This is a genomic window from Clostridium sp. UBA4548 (assembly GCF_002387895.1).
Taxonomy (GTDB): domain Bacteria; phylum Bacillota; class Clostridia; order Clostridiales; family Clostridiaceae; genus Clostridium_J.
On the sequence record NZ_DGLI01000006.1, the window covers coordinates 40,101 to 58,592 of the forward strand.

General features: G+C 32.2%; 19 protein-coding genes and 4 tRNA genes. 21 read left to right on the forward strand and 2 right to left on the reverse strand.

Annotation, left to right across the window (positions count from 1 at the left end; genetic code table 11):
- Window positions 1-435: 435 nt before the first annotated feature.
- The 4 genes from B3040_RS02700 to B3040_RS02715 all read left to right on the forward strand — a co-directional run bounded on the left by B3040_RS02700 (window position 436) and on the right by B3040_RS02715 (window position 754).
- A tRNA-Glu gene (locus B3040_RS02700) sits at window positions 436-510 on the forward strand.
- A 5-nt stretch (window positions 511-515) separates the two neighbouring features.
- Window positions 516-591 (forward strand) — tRNA-Val (locus tag B3040_RS02705).
- Between the two features lie 5 nt (window positions 592-596).
- A tRNA-Asp gene (locus tag B3040_RS02710) sits at window positions 597-673 on the forward strand.
- 6 nt (window positions 674-679) lie between these two features.
- Window positions 680-754: transfer RNA gene (locus B3040_RS02715), tRNA-Thr, on the forward strand.
- 206 nt (window positions 755-960) lie between these two features.
- Here the strand turns inward: B3040_RS02715 and B3040_RS02720 are convergent.
- On the reverse strand, window positions 961-1,932 hold the full coding sequence (locus tag B3040_RS02720; protein WP_291569933.1) for an ATP-binding protein: 972 nt from the start codon (window positions 1,930-1,932) through the stop codon (window positions 961-963).
- A complete protein-coding gene (locus tag B3040_RS02725) occupies window positions 1,925-2,908 on the reverse strand; it encodes a DnaD domain protein (protein WP_291569935.1) in 984 nt (327 codons plus the stop codon). Before B3040_RS02725 ends, B3040_RS02720 begins: the two co-directional genes overlap by 8 nt.
- A gap of 376 nt (window positions 2,909-3,284) precedes the next feature.
- On the opposite strand from B3040_RS02725, the gene B3040_RS02730 reads away from it, so the two are divergent.
- The 17 genes from B3040_RS02730 (at window position 3,285) to map (ending at window position 18,490) form a co-directional block, all read left to right on the forward strand.
- Window positions 3,285-4,127, forward strand: a complete 843-nt coding sequence (locus B3040_RS02730; RefSeq protein WP_291569937.1) for a M23 family metallopeptidase — start codon at window positions 3,285-3,287, stop codon at window positions 4,125-4,127.
- A gap of 143 nt (window positions 4,128-4,270) precedes the next feature.
- Window positions 4,271-4,921, forward strand: a complete 651-nt coding sequence (locus tag B3040_RS02735) for a hypothetical protein (protein WP_291569939.1) — start codon at window positions 4,271-4,273, stop codon at window positions 4,919-4,921.
- 397 nt (window positions 4,922-5,318) lie between these two features.
- Window positions 5,319-5,783, forward strand: coding sequence for a MarR family winged helix-turn-helix transcriptional regulator (locus B3040_RS02740; protein WP_291569941.1), 465 nt, complete (start codon window positions 5,319-5,321; stop codon window positions 5,781-5,783).
- Window positions 5,784-5,793: 10 nt separating this feature from the next.
- Window positions 5,794-6,777 carry a beta-ketoacyl-ACP synthase III gene (locus B3040_RS02745; RefSeq protein ID WP_291569943.1) on the forward strand — a complete coding sequence of 328 codons (984 nt, stop codon included), beginning with the start codon at window positions 5,794-5,796 and terminating at the stop codon, window positions 6,775-6,777.
- A 79-nt stretch (window positions 6,778-6,856) separates the two neighbouring features.
- The gene (acpP, locus tag B3040_RS02750; RefSeq protein ID WP_291569945.1) at window positions 6,857-7,090 is read left to right on the forward strand and encodes an acyl carrier protein; all 234 of its coding nucleotides are present in this window, start codon (window positions 6,857-6,859) and stop codon (window positions 7,088-7,090) included.
- A 177-nt stretch (window positions 7,091-7,267) separates the two neighbouring features.
- The gene (gene fabK / locus B3040_RS02755) at window positions 7,268-8,218 is read left to right on the forward strand and encodes an enoyl-[acyl-carrier-protein] reductase FabK (protein ID WP_291569947.1); all 951 of its coding nucleotides are present in this window, start codon (window positions 7,268-7,270) and stop codon (window positions 8,216-8,218) included.
- 1 nt (window position 8,219) lies between these two features.
- The gene (fabD, locus tag B3040_RS02760) at window positions 8,220-9,152 is read left to right on the forward strand and encodes an ACP S-malonyltransferase (RefSeq protein WP_291569949.1); all 933 of its coding nucleotides are present in this window, start codon (window positions 8,220-8,222) and stop codon (window positions 9,150-9,152) included.
- Between the two features lie 179 nt (window positions 9,153-9,331).
- Window positions 9,332-10,072, forward strand: coding sequence for a 3-oxoacyl-[acyl-carrier-protein] reductase (fabG, locus tag B3040_RS02765; protein WP_291569951.1), 741 nt, complete (start codon window positions 9,332-9,334; stop codon window positions 10,070-10,072).
- Window positions 10,073-10,089: 17 nt separating this feature from the next.
- Window positions 10,090-11,328 carry a beta-ketoacyl-ACP synthase II gene (gene fabF, locus B3040_RS02770; protein ID WP_291569953.1) on the forward strand — a complete coding sequence of 413 codons (1,239 nt, stop codon included), beginning with the start codon at window positions 10,090-10,092 and terminating at the stop codon, window positions 11,326-11,328.
- 2 nt (window positions 11,329-11,330) lie between these two features.
- The gene (gene accB / locus B3040_RS02775; RefSeq protein WP_291569955.1) at window positions 11,331-11,837 is read left to right on the forward strand and encodes an acetyl-CoA carboxylase biotin carboxyl carrier protein; all 507 of its coding nucleotides are present in this window, start codon (window positions 11,331-11,333) and stop codon (window positions 11,835-11,837) included.
- Window positions 11,838-11,847: 10 nt separating this feature from the next.
- On the forward strand, window positions 11,848-12,285 hold the full coding sequence (fabZ, locus tag B3040_RS02780; RefSeq protein ID WP_017415114.1) for a 3-hydroxyacyl-ACP dehydratase FabZ: 438 nt from the start codon (window positions 11,848-11,850) through the stop codon (window positions 12,283-12,285).
- Between the two features lie 23 nt (window positions 12,286-12,308).
- Window positions 12,309-13,652 carry an acetyl-CoA carboxylase biotin carboxylase subunit gene (locus B3040_RS02785; RefSeq protein WP_291569958.1) on the forward strand — a complete coding sequence of 448 codons (1,344 nt, stop codon included), beginning with the start codon at window positions 12,309-12,311 and terminating at the stop codon, window positions 13,650-13,652.
- Window positions 13,653-13,820: 168 nt separating this feature from the next.
- Window positions 13,821-14,681 (forward strand): acetyl-CoA carboxylase, carboxyltransferase subunit beta, encoded by an 861-nt coding sequence (accD, locus tag B3040_RS02790; RefSeq protein WP_291569960.1) that lies wholly within the window; start codon window positions 13,821-13,823, stop codon window positions 14,679-14,681.
- A gap of 28 nt (window positions 14,682-14,709) precedes the next feature.
- On the forward strand, window positions 14,710-15,537 hold the full coding sequence (locus B3040_RS02795; protein WP_291569962.1) for an acetyl-CoA carboxylase carboxyltransferase subunit alpha: 828 nt from the start codon (window positions 14,710-14,712) through the stop codon (window positions 15,535-15,537).
- 269 nt (window positions 15,538-15,806) lie between these two features.
- A complete protein-coding gene (locus B3040_RS02800; protein WP_291569963.1) occupies window positions 15,807-16,682 on the forward strand; it encodes a DegV family protein in 876 nt (291 codons plus the stop codon).
- Window positions 16,683-16,811: 129 nt separating this feature from the next.
- The gene (locus B3040_RS02805; RefSeq protein ID WP_291569965.1) at window positions 16,812-17,465 is read left to right on the forward strand and encodes an amidase domain-containing protein; all 654 of its coding nucleotides are present in this window, start codon (window positions 16,812-16,814) and stop codon (window positions 17,463-17,465) included.
- Window positions 17,466-17,623: 158 nt separating this feature from the next.
- Window positions 17,624-18,490 carry a type I methionyl aminopeptidase gene (map, locus tag B3040_RS02810; protein WP_291569967.1) on the forward strand — a complete coding sequence of 289 codons (867 nt, stop codon included), beginning with the start codon at window positions 17,624-17,626 and terminating at the stop codon, window positions 18,488-18,490.
- The last annotated feature ends 2 nt before the right edge of the window (window positions 18,491-18,492 follow it).

Sequence of the window (18,492 nt, forward strand, 5' to 3'; positions counted from 1 at the left end):
CCTTTCTTAATATCAAGCATAAGTATATATTTAAGAGTAATGTTTTTCAGCAGCTTTTTCAAGAAATCTTATATAATACTTCTCATATGTCCTAGTTTATATTATTTACAATTCAAATGATAGCTAGGATTATCTAAAAGAGTTTTCATAAAAATGGTATAAACTAGAGAAGAATTATTGATATATTTATCATTTATATTTGATAAAAGCAAGGTATAAAAATCCATAAAAACCCTAAAGGATATACTATAAGTATAGGCAATAAATAAATCAATAAACCTATAAAACCTTTCAGGGAAAAAATTACAAGGTTAAAAAATAAAAAAACTTTTAAAATGTTGTTGACATAAGGTGAAATTTTTTGTATTATAATACATGTCGGGTGAGCCGGAAGATAGCAAAATAATCCCGATAAGCAAAAGATAAATGACATATGGCTCCTTGGTCAAGCGGTCAAGACACCACCCTTTCACGGTGGTAACAGGGGTTCGATTCCCCTAGGAGTCACCATTTGCGGTCGCATAGCTCAGCTGGGAGAGCATCTGCCTTACAAGCAGAGGGTCACAGGTTCGATCCCTGTTGCGACCACCATATATGGCCCAGTGGCTCAGTTGGTTAGAGTGCCGGCCTGTCACGCCGGAGGTCGAGGGTTCGAGTCCCTTCTGGGTCGCCATACTTTGCTGGCATGGCTCAACGGTAGAGCAGCTGACTTGTAATCAGCAGGTTGTAGGTTCGATTCCTATTGCCAGCTCCAAAAACCTTGAATTATATTCAAGGTTTTTTTCGTTTTTTGATATATTTAATTATGAAACTAAATTATGAAAATTATAACTTAGAAAACATAGTTAAGACTTAGTTTATCATTATTACCACCTTGCCTACCTTAAGACTTGGGGAAATTGAGTAAAATAAGTGTTCACCTTTGAATCTAATAAAAAAAGACAAGGAAGCCCTTGTCTTTTATGCCATCTTCTTTTGTAATCTAATATCATTTCCATAAAACTTAAATAAGTCAAAATTCCCTATAAGTCTTGAAGTTATTCTTTCAGAGTACATGTTTGTAAGGCCATCTAGTGAATAATTAGTGGATACAAGCATCTTCTTTCCCCTTAACAACTTTCCATTTAATAAATTAAATAACTCAGTCTTAGAAAAATCTGAAGACATTTCAGTTCCTAAGTCATCAATAATTAATAAATCGCAATTTATAAGATGCTCTTCTAATTCTAAGTTGCCGTTAAATTTTATGTCCTTTAAACTCTTAATTAGCTCTTCTGAGGTTTTATACACTACGAAGTATCCCTTATCTAATAATTCTTTAGCAATACAATGAGATAAAAAGGTCTTCCCAGTTCCAGAATTGCCGTAGAAAAGAAGATTTTCATCAGTATCCTTAAAGTTTTTTATAAAGCTCCAAGTTTTACTTACGATTTGTTCGATGTTTTCTCTTGGGCTAAACCTTTCTGGGCCATTATTTGAGGTGGAATAGTAATCTAATTTAAAGTTATCAAAATTATTTTTTTGCAAAAGCTTTGATAAATCTGCATTATTATAATAAATTTTAACTAATTTTTGTTTATAGCAGGCACATTTCACTTTTCCTAAAAAGCCAGTATCCTTACATTTGGGACAGTTATAGTTTAACTCAAGGTAATCCATAGAATATCCGTGAGATACTAGAAGTTCAGATTTTTTTATCCTAAGAGTTGTTATATTTTCCTTCACTTCATTTAAGTATTCGTCTCTACTTTCTAAATTTCTAAGAGCATTCAAAGACATTTGAATACATAGTTTACCTATATTGTTTTCAATTTCAATCACTTCAGGAAGCTTAGCTTCAATTTCAGCTCTTCTTTTTCTTAGATTATCCTGCTCTTTAGTTCTAATATCTTCATAAATTTTCATTATTTCAAGGTGATGACTGTTAATCATTGTTATCCCATCCTAATAGTTTTCTTTCTAATTCATCAAAATCATAAGTACGCTGTTCATAGTTGTTGAAGTTGCCCTTGGAATTAGTGGAGTTATTTATAATAGGCTTATGAGTAAGTTTTTTTCTGTCTTTTTTCTCAATATCTTCTAAACTCTTGATATTATCTTTAAACCAGCTATTTAATATACCATCAATATATTTAAAATCTGCCCTGTTTAGTCTTTCAAAACATATATCGCAGGCTTTATAAATAATATTAATAGGAAACTTATAAACACTTAGCCATTTCTCAAGGATTTCTTCTTGAGGCTTCATTATATCAGCATTTTTGACTCCTAAGTATGTAAGTATCTTTCTTATATTAATCCACTTATCTTCATGTTTTTTTATGAAGCTTTGGGCACCTTCAATATCCTTTATTTTAGAATCATGCCATGCAATTGCTATTTTTTCTATGTATCTATAATCATTTTTTCCTTTAGATACACAATACTGAATCAATAATAAAATTAACTCAGGGGAAAAATTAAAATCCTTTTGCCAACCTAAGTAAAGGGTCATTTCCTTAGGGGATAGAGGACGGCCAATTAGTTTTTCTATATCTTGCAACATTCCTTTTACTGAAGAGTTATCTAGCTCTCTTAAAAGATTCAGGTTTTTCTCTCCATCTTCTTGAGTATTGCTTAGATTTAGAAATTCAATGTTGAAGTTTCCCATATTATCAATAGCAGACATTTTCACTATGCCCTCATCATGCCAATAATTCCAGGCATTTAACACATCTGTCTCTAAAAGAGAAAGAGTTGAAGCAATTAGACCGGAGTTTGCACCAAGTTCTCCACTTATGCAATACTTAAGCCCAAGGAGATAAACCTTGACGTATTCACCTCTAGCCTTTGCCATGTACCTATCTATGAACACATTACTTACAGGAGTATAATCTAAAGTTTTATTCTTAAACATAAAAGTGCTCATGGAATCTCTACCTTTCTCATTATAATGTTAATACTAAAATATTATAATGTTAAACATTATTAATATCAACAGGAAGTATTTTATAATAATTAAACACTTCCATTAGTATTTTATCCATCTAAAACAAAATAAAAAGCTTATGATATAACTTCTATTTTGTGGCTATAAGTATGAATTTGCCAATGAAGAAACAGGCTCTTTCATCAGTATAGAATACAAAATAAACTATCATACTGACTAGTTATTTTTAAAAAGATGACTTAATCATAGTATAACATATACTCAGAAAACAAGGGAAAAAAATTAAGAATATATGACTTATGTTTAAAATTACCTCATGAAGGGAATATTATCACTAGAGATATGGAGGTATAATATGGTAAACATTAAATCAATAAGTAAGGAAATATTTATAGTAATTGTAACTATAATCTTTATTACTCTTATGATTATGTCAAATAGTAACAAAATTTATACTGGAGCTGCAGATAATAAAGTGACAAGTAATGAAGTGGATGGACTCATTATGAAATCTGATGGAGTAGAAGTTGGAGTTGTAAATAATGAGGAGGTTGGAAATAAAGCCATAGAAATAGTGAAGGAAAGATATCTGGCTAAGGCAAAAATAAGTGAAATAAAAACTGTGATCATAAATAACAAGATAACTTATGAAAAGATAACTTGTGATGAAAATCAGTTAAATACCGCTGAAACTTTAAGTAATAAAATAGTAGAGTACAACAATAATAATAAAAAAAATATAGTATCTTTTACAATTGTGAAAGAAAGCAAGGCAGTACCAGTAATAAGTTCTGTACGAAATAAAATGGTTACTTTGAATAGTGCCTTACACACTCCAACAATAGGGTGGCTAACCTCTTCCTTTGGAGTGAGAGATGGTGTTATGCATAAGGGTATAGACTTAGCTGCAAATTTAGGAACACCTGTAGAAGCAGCTCTTGATGGTAAGGTTTCCTTTTCAGGAACACTTAAGGGTTATGGTAAAGTTGTAAAAGTAGATCATGGTAATGGAATGGAGACAATTTATGCTCACTGCAATAAACTTTATGTTAATAGTGGAGAAGAAGTAAAAAGAGGGGATCATATCGCAGACGTAGGCAGTACAGGAGATAGTACAGGACCACATCTACATTTCGAAGTAAAGATAAATGGAAACCCTGTGGATCCACTTAAATATGGAAGTAATAAACAATATTAATTATACATATTGTAACATAGGTTACGGATAAATTTTTAAATTTAGATTATCATATAACTATAAGAAAAATTACTAAGTAAAATTTTAAACCTTTATTAGAATGAATTTTATAAAATAATATGAGTGAAAAGGAGAATAGTTATATGAGCGCATTTTTAGCACCAATTCATAGTTGGTTATTTAATAAAATACTTATGTTCCAAGATATAGAAATAGATTTAAGAAATAAGTACCTTGAAGTTTATGGTGAAGAGGCAAGAGAAATAGTTGAAGAAACAAAGGAATTTGGAGAGCTTATCGACAGAACAAAATCTATCGATGAATTAATAGATTTAGGAAATATTCATGGGTGGCTTCAAAATAAGATTCAAAATGGAGAAAGCAGAGTAGCTATTATTTTGTCAAGATTTATTGATAAATATGGAGATGATGCACTAAAAATTGCAGAAGGCATATTTTACAATAATGGAGTTAAGCAAGGTGAAATAGCAAAGCACAAGGAAAGTCCTGAAAATGCTAAGGATATATTTTCAACTTTAAATAACTATATTCTTGAGGGTATGCCCTGTGACAGAGTGCAAAAACTAATCCAAGCAGATGAAGATGTAGTGAGATGGATAAACACTTCTTGTGTTCATAGAGGTAATTTTGATAGAGTAGGTGCAACTATAAACTTATTTTATAGCTTAAGATTTATATATTTAAAAGGATTTGTAAGTTCAGTAAATGAAGGATATAAATTCTATGAAACAAACAATGAAGATGACTATATATACAATATAGAAAGAGCATAATATAAGTTTAGGATAAAGTATTAATATTCTAAGAAGTAAAAGCTAACAAGGAACCAAATAAAATTTATAAAATAGTAATTTGGTTACCTATAAATATAAACCCTTACCCCTTGACCCCAAAAATAGACTATTAGTAAATACTGATAGTCTATTTTTTTCTGAAAAATTAAGATTTCAACCAAATTTATTGGTGGGAAATATATGAAAAGAGTTTACTGATATAGATCAGGGAAAATAGTTAATGCCAATAAAAGAGTAGTTAATTACAGAAATTCTTATGTAAAATTATTACAAAAAATTTCTGTACTAATAAAAACCATATTGACATATAGTTTTATTAGTTATATACTTTGATTATCAAAATATTTGATTGTCAAAGTAAAGGAGAAGATTAAAAATGTTATCACCTTCTTCAAATAAAAAAGTGTTAAATGAATTATTGGTAGAAACCTTTAATGATATCCTTCAAATAGAGCAAAATGCTCTAAAGGAAGGAGTTCTTAATGACTTATCAATAACAGAAATACATACAATAGAAGCTATTGGAATGTATGGATCAAGAACTATGAGTGAGGTTGCTCAAGACTTAAATATTACAGTAGGTACTTTAACCACTGCTATAAATAAACTTGTGAAAAAAGAATATGTTGAAAGACAAAGAGGCGAAGAAGATAGGAGAGCAGTAATGATTGCCCTCACTAGAAAAGGAAAACTTGCTTATAGAATTCATCAAAAGTTCCATCAAACAATGGTTGAGGAAACTATAAATGGATTAAGTAAGGAAGAAGAAGGGATTTTAATTAAATCCTTAGAAAAGCTAAATTTATTTTTTAAATCTAAGTATCACTTAGATGGCAAGTAAGGAGGCAGAGATGAGAAATATAGAAATTATAGGAACAGGCTCTTATACTCCAAAACATATGGTTACTAATGAAATGTTAGAAACTATAATGGATACTTCTAATGAGTGGATAGTATCCAGGACTGGAATAGAGAGCAGACACATCTCAACAGGAGAGGAAACTTCAGATCTTGCAACAAAAGCTGCTTTAGAAGCCTTAAAGGACAGCAATTTGCAGGCTGAAGAAATTGATCTTGTTATTGTAGCTACTTGCAGCCCTGACTCTTTAGTTCCCTCAGTAGCTTGTAAAGTTCAAAAAAATATTGGAGCACATAATGCTATGGCCTTTGATATTAATGCTGCTTGCAGTGGTTTTGTTTTTGGATTAGATATTGCTAGAGGTTTTATGGCTTCAGGCAGGTTTAAAACAGCATTAATTATTGGAGCTGAGGTTTTATCTAAGATAATAAATTGGGAAGATAGAAGTACTAGCATACTATTTGGAGATGGGGCAGGTGCAGCGGTTTTAAAGGAAAGCACTGTTGATGGACTATCTTATATTAATTGTAAAAGTGAAGGCGAGAAATGGGAAGCACTAACCTGTGGGTCAGTAGCCTTAGAAAATCCATTTATTATGGATGCAATACCTGTAAATAGTAAGGTAACTATGGAAGGAAAAGAAATTTATAAGTTTGCTGTAAAGGTTATGGAAAGTGAATTCAATAGAATTCTAAATGATGCAAATTTAAAGAAGGAAGATATTGACTTTATAGTTCCACACCAAGCTAACATTAGAATGATAGAAGCCTTTAGCAAGAAAATAGGCGTATCTTTAGAAAAGTTTATTATTAATTTAAATAGATTTGGAAACACCTCTGGGGCAAGTATACCAATTGCTTTAGATGAGGGTAATAAAAGTGGAGCCTTTAAAAAGGGTAATAAAATTGTAGTTATAGGATTTGGTGGTGGACTTACTTTTGGAAGTGCACTAATAACTTGGAATAAAGGCTTTTAAATAAAGTAACAGGTAAAAATATATAATTGATAAAAACAAAACTTAATCATATATAAACAAATTTGAGGAGGAATTTAAAATGGTATTAGAAAAAGTTAAAAAGGTTATAGCAGATCAGTTATCTATGGAAGTAGAGGAAGTAAAAATAGAATCAACTTTTACAGAAGATTTAGGAGTAGACTCTTTAGAAATATTTGAAATTGTTATGAGCTTAGAAGAGGAATTTAATATTGAAATTCCAAATGAGGATATTGAAAATATTAAAACAATAGGAGATATAGTAAATTACGTGAAGTCTAAGGTTGAAGAATAAGAATTAAACCTTAGCTTAGAAAGAGAAACCTCTAATTCTCTTTAAGTGGAGGTCAGTAGCATAATATTAATTTTGGAAGGAATTTATTATCCTTTCAAGGTTAATGAACAAAATTAACTTGTTCATTATTTAAGGTCAGATGGAAGTACTATCTGGCCTTAACCATAGGAGGTAAACATGATTAAATCAGATATATGCTCAATACTTGGAATAAAATATCCTGTTATTCAAGGCGGAATGGCTTGGATTGCAGATAGCAGTTTAGCTAGTGCAGTGTCTAATGCTGGAGGGCTTGGAATTATTGCAGCAGGTAATAATACTCCTGAAAATGTAAGGAAAGAAATTAAAAAAGCAAAACAACTTACAGATAAGCCTTTTGGTGTGAACATTATGCTACTAAGTGATAATGCAGATGAAGTAGCAAAGATAGTATGTGAAGAGGGTGTAAAGGTAGTTACCACTGGGGCTGGAAATCCTGGAAAATATATGGATATGTGGAAAAGTCATAATATTAAGGTAATTCCAGTGGTTGCCTCAGTTGCTTTAGCAAGAAGAATGGAAAGAAGCGGAGCAGATATTGTTATTGCTGAAGGAATGGAAGCTGGAGGTCATATTGGAGAATTAACTACTATGGCATTAGTTCCACAAATAGTGGATAGTGTAAATATTCCTGTAATTGCTGCTGGTGGTGTTGGAGACGGAAGAGGTATGGCAGCGGCATTTATGTTAGGAGCGCAAGGAGTTCAAGTTGGAACTAGATTTTTAATAGCAAGAGAATGTAATGTTCATGAAAACTATAAGAAAAAGGTTATTGACTCAAAAGATATAGATTCTGTGGTAACAGCAAGAAGCACAGGTCATCCTGTAAGAGTTCTTAGAAATAAGTTATCAAGAGAGTTTGTTAACCTAGAGAAACAAGCAGCATCTTTTGAAGAAATTGAAAAGTTAGGATCAGGGGCTTTAAGAAAAGCTGTTGTTGAAGGAGATATAGATAATGGTTCAGTTATGGCAGGTCAAATAGCTGGATTAATAAAAAAAGAAGAAAGTTGTGAAGAAATTTTAAAAGATTTAGTAGAAGGTGCTAAGGAAGTTTTAGAAAAGATTTCTTCAGTTAATTTTGGAGGATAATATGAGAAAAGTTGGATTTATATTCCCAGGACAAGGAGCTCAATATGTGGGCATGGGAAAGGAATTATATGATAATTTTTCTGAGGCGAAGGAAGTATTTAATAAGGCTGATAGAATTTTAGGAAGAAATATATCTGACCTATGTTTTCAAGGTCCAATGGAAGAGTTAACGAGTACAAATAATACACAGGTAGCAATTTTAACTACTTCTATAGCAGCTCTAGAAGTTTTGAAAAAACATGGGATAAAACCCATGATGGTAGCAGGACTAAGTCTTGGTGAGTATTCAGCTCTTGTTGCCAGTGGAGCACTTTCCCTTGAAGAGGCTTTAGTGTTGGTAGAAAAAAGAGGAAGCTTCATGAAGGAAGATAGTGATAGGTATAAGGGGGAAATGGCTGCAGTTTTAGGGGTTTCACAGGAAATTATTCAAGAAGTTTGCAATGAGTGCAAGGACTTAGGGGTAATTTCTATAGCTAACTATAACTGCCCAGGACAAATTGTAATTGCCGGGGAAATAGAACCTCTAAACAAAGCTATAGAGCTTTTAAATGAAAGAGGAGCTAAAAAGGTAATTAAACTCCCTGTTAGTGGCGCTTTTCATACTGAATTGCTAGAAAATGCTTCTAATAGATTAAGAGAAGAATTAAATAAGGTAAACTTTAATGAATTTAACATTAAGTTTATACCGAACCTAACTGGTGAGACTTTAGAAGAGATAGAAAATTTAAAAGATATACTGAAAAATCAAGTTAAAAGTTCAGTACAATGGGAAAAATCTATAAATACAATGATAAATGAAGGTGTTGATACCTTCATAGAAGTAGGACCAGGAAAAGCTTTAAGTGGATTTGTAAAGAAAGTAAATAGAGCCTTAAAGGTATATAATGTAGAAGATTTAGCTTCCTTAAGTAAAGTTTTAGAAGCTTTGCAATAAAAGTCCCAACAACTTTTATAGGATAGCTTTAGCTTTGACTCTCACTGAAATTAAGTATATACCATAGGACAAAGTGAGAGTCATATAATAAAGTTCATTAAAAAATTTCAAGTGCAGTTAAGTTCTAATGAAATCTTTAAGATTTAACTGCCTATAATTACATTAGGGGAGAGTAGAATATGTTAAAGGGAAAAAATGCAATTATAACAGGAGCAAGTAGAGGTATTGGTAGAGCAATAGCATTAGCCTTTGCCCAAAATGGAGCTAATGTAGTTATTAATTATAGAGGCAATGAAGAACTTGCAGATAATTTAGTTAAGGAAATAGAAGCCTATGGAGTTAGGGCTATAAAGGTCAAAGGTGATATTAGTAATTTTAAGGATGCAGAAAACTTAATTAATACTACTATAGAGGAGTTAAGTTCTGTAGATATTTTAGTTAATAATGCAGGAATAACGAAAGATGGACTGTTTATGAGAATGAAAGAGGAAGATTTTGACTCAGTTATAAACACAAATCTTAAAGGAACCTTTAATACATCAAAGGCAGTAATTTCTAAAATGATAAAAGCTAAAGGTGGAAGAATTATAAATATTTCTTCTGTTGTAGGGGTTATAGGAAATGCGGGTCAGGCAAATTATGCAGCTTCTAAAGCTGGAGTAATTGGATTTACGAAATCTCTTGCTAAGGAAGTTGGTTCAAGAGGAATAACAGTAAATGCCATTGCCCCTGGATTCATTGAAAGTGATATGACAGAGGTTTTAAGTGATAAGGTTAAAGAAGCAATGCTAAATGGCATACCTCTTAAGGCTTTTGGAAAAGGTGAGGATGTAGCAAATCTCGCTGTATTTTTAGCATCAAACATGGCAAGTTATATTACAGGTCAAGTTGTCCATGTTGATGGCGGAATGGTAATGTAGGATTAGGAGGAATTTAAATGGGAAAAAGAGTTGTAATTACAGGAATGGGAGCTGTAACTCCTATAGGTAATGATGTAAATAAGTTTTGGAGTGGAGTTAAAGAAGGGGTTTGTGGCATCGATTTTATTAAGACGATAAACACAGAAAACTTCAAGGTAAAGCTAGCAGCAGAAATAAAAGACTTTAATCCAGAAGTTGCAATAGATAAAAAAGAAATCAAGAGAATGGATAAATACACTCAATATGCAATGGTAGCTAGTGAAGAAGCTATAAAGGATGCAAAACTAGATGTTAATTCAGTAGATTCAGAAAGATTTGGTATAGTAGTAGGCTCAGGAATTGGTGGACTTTATACCTTAGAGAATGAGCATAGCAAGCTTCTTGCTAAAGGACCTAATAGAGTATCTCCTTTTATGGTACCAATGATGATTGCTAATATTGCTAGTGGTCATATTGGCATAAAATATAATGCAAAAGGACCTTGTTTATCAGTAGTAACTGCTTGTGCTACAGGTACTAACAGCATTGGAGAAGCTTTTGAAATGATTAAAGCAGATAGAGCAGATATAATGATTGCTGGGGGCTGCGAAGCACCAATTACTGAAACTGCAGTGGCAGGATTTACATCACTAACAGCTTTAAGCAGAAGTGAAGATCCTAAAAGAGCTTCTATTCCTTTTGACAAAGAAAGAAATGGATTTGTAATGGGTGAAGGAGCAGGAATACTAGTTATTGAAAGTTTAGAGCATGCTCAGAAGAGAAATGCAAAAATATATGGTGAAATTGTTGGATATGGAACTACTTGCGATGCTTACCATATAACTCAGCCAGCTAATGATGGTGAGGGAGCTAGAAAAGCTATGGAAATTGCTGTGAAAGAAGCAGAAATTGGCTTAGATCAGGTTTCATACATTAATGCTCATGGAACAAGCACTCCATATAATGATAAATTTGAAACTATAGCAATTAAAAATCTTTTTAAAGAAAAGGCTTATGACATTCCAGTAAGTTCTACAAAGTCAATGATAGGACACCTTTTAGGAGCAGCAGGAGCAGTGGAAGCTATTGTTTGTGTTAAGGCATTACAGGAAGGATTTATTCCTCCAACTATTGGATTTATAGAGAAGGATGAAGAATGTGATCTTGACTATGTACCTAACGTGGGAAGAAATGCGCAACTTAAATATGCTATGTCCAATTCTTTAGGATTTGGTGGACATAATGCTACATTATTATTTAAGAAGTGGGAGGAATAATCATGGATTATAAATCTATAGAGCAGCTTATAAAAGCACTAAGTGATTCTACAGTAAAAGAACTAGAAGTTGAAACTAGTGAAATTAAGATAAGAATGAGCAAGAATTCAACAAAGGTAGTTTTAAGTGAAACAACAGTAGATAAATCTAATTTGGTTGAGGAAAAAGAAAGTTCTGTTAGTGTAGATTGTAATCATATTATTAATAAGGAAGAAGTAAATACTTCATCAAATGAAAAAGAAGTTCCTAAAAAAGAGGTAGAAGATGAGAATTTATATATAGTTAAATCTCCAATGGTAGGAACTTTCTATATTTCTCCTAGCGAAAACTCAGAGCCTTATGTAAAAGTGGGAGATATAGTTGGAAAGGGAACTGTACTTTGCATAGTTGAAGCTATGAAGCTTATGAATGAAATAGAAAGTGAAGTAGAGGGAACTATAGTAGAAATTTTAGGTAAGAATGGTCAAATGATAGAGTATGGTGAGCCCCTATTCAAAATAAAGCTTTAGGAGATAAGTTATGAAAAATATTGCTTTAGATATAAAACAAATACAGGAAATTATTCCTCATAGATACCCTTTTTTATTCGTAGATTATATTGAATCCTTAGAAAGTGGTAAAAGTGCAGTAGGATATAAAAATGTAACCATGAATGAGTATTTCTTTCAAGGTCACTTTCCACAAGAACCAGTATTACCTGGAGTAATAATAGTAGAGGCACTAGCTCAAGTAGGAGCAGTTGCCCTTTTACATTCAGAAAAATTTAGAGGAAAGATAGCTTATTTCGGAGGCATTAAGGAAGCTAGATTTAGAAAGAAAGTAGTTCCAGGAGATACATTAAAGTTACAGGTTGAAATAATCAAGATGAAAGGGCCTGTAGGAATTGGAAAGGCATTAGCTACAGTAGATGGAGAAGTTGCTTGTGAGTGTGAACTTACCTTTGCTGTAGGGATGTAATTTTAATTTAGGATGGTAATAGTATGTTTAAGAAGATATTAATTGCAAATAGAGGAGAAATAGCGGTTAGAATAATTAGAGCTTGTAGAGAAATGGGAATACAAACTGTTGCAATTTATTCAGAAGCTGATAAAGATGCACTTCATACCCAATTAGCTGATGAAGCGGTTTGTGTAGGTCCTGCCCCATCAAGAGATAGTTATTTAAATGATAAAAATATATTAAGTGCTACAATTTTAAAAGGTGCTGAGGCTATACATCCCGGCTTTGGATTTCTATCAGAGAATCCCAAGTTTGCAAAGATGTGTGAAGAATGTAATATCAAATTCATTGGACCATCTTCAGATAATATTGAAAACATGGGAAATAAGTCTAAGGCTAAAGAAATAATGATAGAAGCTAAGGTACCAGTAGTACCTGGTTCAAAAGGAATTGTAAAAGATGAAAAAGAGGCCTTAAAAATTGCAAACTCCATAGGATATCCCATAATGATAAAAGCTTCTGCAGGTGGCGGAGGAAAAGGTATTAGAATTGTAAGAGATTCAAAGGATGTAATAAAGGAATTCAACACTGCAAAAACCGAAGCAAAAGCGTCCTTTAATGATGATTCTATGTATATAGAAAAATTTATTGAGAGGCCAAGGCACGTAGAAATTCAAATAATAGGAGATAGCTACGGGAATGTAGCATATCTTGGGGAAAGAGAATGTTCTGTGCAGAGAAAAAATCAAAAGGTACTAGAAGAGGCTCCCTCTGTAGTGCTAACTGAAGCTTTAAGAAAAGAAATGGGAGAAACTGCAGTCAGAGCAGCTAAGGCTATAGGGTACAAAAATGCAGGTACCATAGAATTTTTAGTTGATAAGAATTTAAACTTCTACTTTATGGAGATGAATACAAGGATACAAGTAGAACACCCTGTAACAGAAATGGTAACAGGAGTAGATTTGATTAAAGAACAAATTAAAGTAGCTTATGGTGAAGTTTTAAGTTTTACTCAAGAAGATATTGTTTTAAGAGGGCATGCAATTGAATGTAGAATTAATGCAGAAAACCCTTATAAGAACTTCATGCCATCCCCAGGAGAGATAAAAAGTTTATTAATTCCTGGAGGAAATGGAGTAAGACTAGACTCAGGAGTATACCAAGGATATAAAATACCTCCGGTGTACGATTCCATGGTTGGAAAGCTTATTGTTCATGGTAAAGATAGAAATGAAGCAATAAATAAGATGAAAAGAGCATTAAGTGAGTTTATTATAGAAGGAATTCACACTAATATTGATTTACATCTTGAGATTTTATCAAATGAAAAGTTTATTAGTGGAGACTTTGACACAAGTTTTATAAGTAGTGAACTAAAATTATAATGTATATACTTTAAAATATATAGTCATAATTAGGGATAGGTTATCATAAAAATTTTAAAGTGTAATATTATAAACTTATAAGATAAAAAATTAACAAGTAATGTTAGGAGAACTATGTAGATTTACTTAAAAATAGTTCTCTATATATAACCTAAGAGAGGTATTAATATGTTGGAACTTAAAAGGTTATTTAAGAAGAATGTATACATTGAAGTGAAAAATAATCCACAAGGTGAAGAAAATAAGCCCACAATTCCAGATGGATTGTGGGTAAAATGTGAAGGCTGTGGAAAGATTCTTTATAAAAATGATTTGGAAGAAAATCAAAAGGTATGTAATCTTTGTAACTATCATTTTAGATTAACAGCAAGAGAAAGAATTGAACAAATCATTGATAGTGGAACTTTTATAGAACTTAACAAAGAACTTATTAGCTCAAATCCACTAGATTTTAACGGGTATGAAGAAAAGTTAGAAAAACTGAAAAAGTCTACAGAGCTTGAGGAAGCTGTAGTTACAGGTTATGGTAAAATAAATAATAATAATACTGTAATAGCTGTGATGGATAGTAGATTTTTAATGGGAAGTATGGGTAGTGTAGTAGGTGAAAAAATCACTAGAGCAGTAGAATTTGCTACAGAAAAAGAGCTCCCAATAGTTATTTTTACATGCTCAGGAGGAGCTAGAATGCAAGAAGGAATATTTTCTTTAATGCAAATGGCAAAAACCTCAAGTGCTATATCAATTCATAATAAGAAAGGACTTCTTTATATTACTGTGATTACGGATCCAACTACAGGAGGAGTTACTGCAAGCTTTGCTATGTTAGGGGATATAATATTATCTGAGCCTAATGCATTAATTGGCTTTGCAGGTAGAAGAGTAATAGAACAAACTATTAAAGAGAGTCTTCCCGCTGATTTTCAAAAGGCAGAGTTCCTTCAAAAGAAGGGTTTTGTAGATAGAATAGTAAAGAGAAATGAACTTAAGGAAACCTTAGGAAAATTACTAAGGCTTCATAGAAGTTAATATAGCATTTGCTATAGGAGTGGTGAATATGGAAAACAACATAAAAATAAAGCTTACAGCTTGGGATAAGGTGAATATTGCAAGAGCAATTTCTAGACCAACCGCCCTAGATTATATAGAAAAAGTATTTGATAGTTTCATAGAATTAAAAGGTGACAGAAACTATGGAGATGACGCTGCCATAGTAGGTGGAATTGGAGAATTCAAAGGAATACCTGTAACAATTATTGGTATCCAAAAGGGAAATAATACAAAAGAGAATATTGCTAGGAACTTTGGAATGCCTAAAGCAGAAGGATACAGAAAAGCTTTAAGGCTAATGAAACAAGCAGAAAAGTTTAAAAGACCAGTGATCACTTTTATAGATACACCGGGTGCATTTTGTGGAGTTGAAGGAGAAGAAAGAGGTGTAGGGGAAGCTATTGCTAAAAACTTAATGGAGATGAGTATCTTAAGGTGTCCAATTATTTCTATAGTTATTGGTGAAGGTGGAAGCGGTGGAGCCTTAGCCCTTGCTGTGGCGGATGAAGTATGGATGCTGGAGCACTCTATTTATTCAATTCTTTCTCCAGAAGGGTTTGCAAGTATTCTTTATAAGGATGCCACTAAGGCAAGAGAAGCGGCAGAAAAGATGAAGATAACATCAAAGGATTTATTAAACTTTGAGATAATAGATAGAGTGATTAAAGAACCTTTAGGCGGGGCACAAGCAGATTTAGAAAAGGCTTCGAAGGCTATTAGTAAAAACTTACATGAATCCCTAATAAGGCTAAATAGTGAACCTATAGATTCCTTACTTACTAAACGCTATTATAAATTTAGAAAAATAGGAGAATTTATAGAGGATAAGATCTAACAATATGAACTTATTTATTATTTGATCCTAAGATAAAAAGAAAACTTTGTGGAATTAAAATTCTTCAAGGTTTTTTATTTTCTTTTGGGTTAATTTAGTGATGGGTAATGAGTAGGCGTAAAATATAAATATTTTCTGAAAAATAATTAATTATTACAAGTTAAATTTTACTTAATATGGAATTCATGATAAAATAAGAGAAAATAAAATTAAAAATAATCATATTTAAATATAAGATAATTATGTCGAGTTTGAGGAGATGAATTAATATGAATAAAAATATAGTTTTAGTGGTGGATTCAGCTTCCGCCTTACCATTAGAATTTATAGAACAAGAAAATATTATAGGAGCGCCTATAATATGTCACTTTAAAGGAAAAGATGTAGAAGATGATTTTGGAAAAACTTTAAATATAAAAGAGTTTTATGAGGGGTTAAGGGAAGGAGAAATGCCTACCACTTCTCAAATTAATGTGTTTAGATTTGAGGAAATTTTTAGGCCATTAGTAGAAGAAAATAAATCGGTTATTTATATAGGACTTTCTTCTGGACTTACAGGAACTGTTGATAGTGCAAGAAGGGCAGCACTTAATATAAAAGAAGAATTTCCACAAGCAGATATTAACGTTATTGACTCCCTATGTGCAAGTTTAGGTCTTGGTTTATTGTGTTATTTAGCTTACGAAAAAATCAAAAAAGGAAAATCAAAGGAAGAAATTATAAGTTTTGCTGAAAATACTAAGATGAAAGTTAATCACTATTTTACAGTTGACGATTTAAATCACTTGAAAAGAGGAGGAAGAATTTCCTCCTCTGCAGCAGCAGTAGGTACTTTATTAAATGTAAAGCCTGTACTTCATATGGATAAGCAAGGAAAACTTGCGCCATTGATGAAGGTAAGAGGTCGTAAGAAGGCAATTGCAACTCTAGCGGAAAAGTTTATTGAAAGAACAGATAAGAAGGAAATGCAAACTATTAGTATAGTACATGGAGATTGCCTAGAAGATGCACTTCATCTTGAACAGTTATGTAGGGAAAATGGCAATGTGGAAAAGTGCTTAATAAATTTTGAAGGACCAACGGTTGCAAGTCATACAGGAGCAGGGTTAGTGTCTTTATATTTTATTGCTAAGGAAAGAGAATAAAATATAAAAAAACAACAAAAAATGCTATCAAATATAATAAATATGCATATATAGTTAGTAAACTAATTATTTTTTAGGTTTTATAGGTAAGTTTTTATAAGTAATTATATTTAAGGTAGGAGGGGAATTATGAAAAGAAAAAAACTTTTAACGCGGATAAAAGATGCCATAATTACACCTCTACTTAATGATGAAATAATCAATAGGCAAATTACTGTATATAATCGAAGTGCAGCTAAGGCTTATGCAGAGGCCTATGCAGAATCCCCTAACATTAAGGAATATCCTCTTTTTAAGGAGGATGATTGCACCAATTTTATATCCCAAGTACTAAAAGCTGGGGGAATGATAATGAAGGGGCGGGATTATACAAATTTTAACCATTGGTTTTGCTATACAAAGGATGCAAAAAATTTGAACAAAATCTCCTTAACTTGGAGAAGTGCTAGGTACTTTAGAAAATACTGGGGAAATGAAAATGGAGTTGGAAGAAATGCAGCAAGAGAATACAGGGAATTAATTGTGCTAGATGCACTTATAAATTTTCAGGATTTATATGACTATTTAGAAATAGGTGATGTAATTCAGTATGGAGATCCTAAAAAAAACAACCTTCCTTATCATTCTCAAGTGATACATGCAAAAGAATATAATGTAGCTCTTAACAGATATGATTTATTTGTAGCTCAGCATACTGCAAATAGGAAAAATGTATCTTTATATGAATACTTAAAGTTGTTACAAAATAAAGCTAATAGATATATCTATATATATCACTTCTAAAATATAAGATGGGGTAAATACTCCATCTTATATTTTTGTTTTTTCCAATATTTTATACTATAATGAAAATGAAGAAATTTTTAATATTACCTAAAGCTATGAAGAATACTATATCACAAGTAATAATATGTAACAGAATCAGTATTGGAGGAATTAATATGGATAAGATAAATAGAAACGATATATGTTGGTGTGGAAGTGGCAAGAAATATAAAAAGTGTCATATGGAACAAGACGAGTTTATAACAAAATTAGAAGCTAAAGTGGGATACCAAATCCCAAGAGAAAGCATAAAAACAGAGGAGGATATAGAGGGAATAAGGAAAAGCTGCAAATTAACCCACGAGGTACTGGATATGGTGGGAGATCGAATTAAGGCTGGAATAACTACTGAGGACATTAATAAGTGGGTTCATGAGTATACTGTAGAGCATGGAGCATATCCAGCACCATTAGGATACCATGGTTTTCCTAAGAGCACCTGTGTATCAATAAATGAGGTGGTTTGTCATGGAATTCCTAGTGAGGATAGGGTTATAAAAGATGGAGACATTGTGAATGTAGATGTAACTTGTATCTTAAATGGGTACTATGGTGACGCTAATAGAACTTACATAATAGGAAATGCAACAAAAGAAGCAGAAAACCTAGTTAAAGTAGCTAAAGAATGTTTAGACTTAGGAATAAAACAAGTTAAACCATACAATACCTTAGGTGATGTTGGTTATGCTATTCAAACTCATGCTGAAAGTCATGGATATTCTGTAGTATATGATTACGGTGGACATGGAATTGGAAATGAGTTTCATGAAGAGCCTTTTGTACCACACCTAGGCAAAAAGGGTGAAGGAATGATATTACTTCCAAATATGATTTTCACTATAGAGCCAATGATTAATATGGGAAGACCTGAAACTACCGTGCTAGAAGATGATTGGACTGCAGTTACTGAAGACGGGTCTTTATCTGCTCAATGGGAGCATACTATAAGAGTAACAGAAGATGGGTATGAAATTCTCACATAGAT

Bases quoted from the DNA above. Each gene is read 5' to 3' on its own strand.
- B3040_RS02800 (WP_291569963.1), top strand. From the start codon at position 15,807: ATGAATAAAAATATAGTTTTAGTGGTGGATTCAGCTTCCGCCTTACCA.
- B3040_RS02805 (WP_291569965.1), top strand. From the start codon at position 16,812: ATGAAAAGAAAAAAACTTTTAACGCGGATAAAAGATGCCATAATTACA.
- B3040_RS02735 (WP_291569939.1), top strand. From the start codon at position 4,271: ATGAGCGCATTTTTAGCACCAATTCATAGTTGGTTATTTAATAAAATA.
- B3040_RS02745 (WP_291569943.1), top strand. From the start codon at position 5,794: ATGAGAAATATAGAAATTATAGGAACAGGCTCTTATACTCCAAAACAT.
- accB (WP_291569955.1), top strand. From the start codon at position 11,331: ATGGATTATAAATCTATAGAGCAGCTTATAAAAGCACTAAGTGATTCT.
- fabZ (WP_017415114.1), top strand. From the start codon at position 11,848: ATGAAAAATATTGCTTTAGATATAAAACAAATACAGGAAATTATTCCT.
- B3040_RS02785 (WP_291569958.1), top strand. From the start codon at position 12,309: ATGTTTAAGAAGATATTAATTGCAAATAGAGGAGAAATAGCGGTTAGA.
- B3040_RS02730 (WP_291569937.1), top strand. From the start codon at position 3,285: ATGGTAAACATTAAATCAATAAGTAAGGAAATATTTATAGTAATTGTA.
- B3040_RS02795 (WP_291569962.1), top strand. From the start codon at position 14,710: ATGGAAAACAACATAAAAATAAAGCTTACAGCTTGGGATAAGGTGAAT.
- fabK (WP_291569947.1), top strand. From the start codon at position 7,268: ATGATTAAATCAGATATATGCTCAATACTTGGAATAAAATATCCTGTT.
- B3040_RS02720 (WP_291569933.1), bottom strand. From the start codon at position 1,932: ATGATTAACAGTCATCACCTTGAAATAATGAAAATTTATGAAGATATT.
- fabF (WP_291569953.1), top strand. From the start codon at position 10,090: ATGGGAAAAAGAGTTGTAATTACAGGAATGGGAGCTGTAACTCCTATA.
- fabG (WP_291569951.1), top strand. From the start codon at position 9,332: ATGTTAAAGGGAAAAAATGCAATTATAACAGGAGCAAGTAGAGGTATT.
- acpP (WP_291569945.1), top strand. From the start codon at position 6,857: ATGGTATTAGAAAAAGTTAAAAAGGTTATAGCAGATCAGTTATCTATG.
- accD (WP_291569960.1), top strand. From the start codon at position 13,821: ATGTTGGAACTTAAAAGGTTATTTAAGAAGAATGTATACATTGAAGTG.
- B3040_RS02725 (WP_291569935.1), bottom strand. From the start codon at position 2,908: ATGAGCACTTTTATGTTTAAGAATAAAACTTTAGATTATACTCCTGTA.
- fabD (WP_291569949.1), top strand. From the start codon at position 8,220: ATGAGAAAAGTTGGATTTATATTCCCAGGACAAGGAGCTCAATATGTG.
- B3040_RS02740 (WP_291569941.1), top strand. From the start codon at position 5,319: ATGTTATCACCTTCTTCAAATAAAAAAGTGTTAAATGAATTATTGGTA.
- map (WP_291569967.1), top strand. From the start codon at position 17,624: ATGGATAAGATAAATAGAAACGATATATGTTGGTGTGGAAGTGGCAAG.